The organism is Mesorhizobium sp. M5C.F.Ca.ET.164.01.1.1, assembly GCF_004792125.1.
Classification (GTDB): domain Bacteria; phylum Pseudomonadota; class Alphaproteobacteria; order Rhizobiales; family Rhizobiaceae; genus Mesorhizobium; species Mesorhizobium wenxiniae.
This window is the reverse complement of the sequence record NZ_SRTG01000108.1, coordinates 1-445: the sequence shown is the minus strand read 5'-3', so window position 1 is coordinate 445 and position 445 is coordinate 1. Positions and strand designations below refer to the sequence as shown.

1 pseudogene is annotated in these 445 nt (G+C 62.2%); it reads left to right on the top strand.

The window, feature by feature from the left end:
- Positions 1–445 (top strand): annotated as a pseudogene (gene adh, locus EN807_RS32645) (aldehyde dehydrogenase); the annotation flags it as partial.

Below are 445 nucleotides of genomic sequence, written 5' to 3'. Positions count from 1 at the left end.
CTCGATCCGGCAACGATGGTCGGCGCGCAGGCTTCGTCCGAGCAATTGGAAAAGATCCTGTCCTACATCGACATAGGCCGGCAGGAAGGAGCGGAAGTGCTGACCGGCGGCGCCCGCAATCTTTTGCCCGGTGATCTGGCGGGCGGCTATTACGTCAAGCCGACGGTGTTCAAGGGTCACAACAAGATGCGCATCTTCCAGGAGGAAATATTTGGGCCGGTGGTATCGGTCACGACCTTCAAGGACGACGACGAAGCCCTCAGCATTGCCAACGATACGCTCTACGGTCTGGGCGCAGGCGTCTGGACACGCGATGCCAACCGCGCCTACCGCTTCGGCCGGGCAATCCAGGCTGGCCGCGTCTGGACCAATTGCTACCATGCCTACCCCGCGCATGCGGCCTTCGGCGGCTACAAGCAGTCCGGCATTGGCCGGGAGACCCACA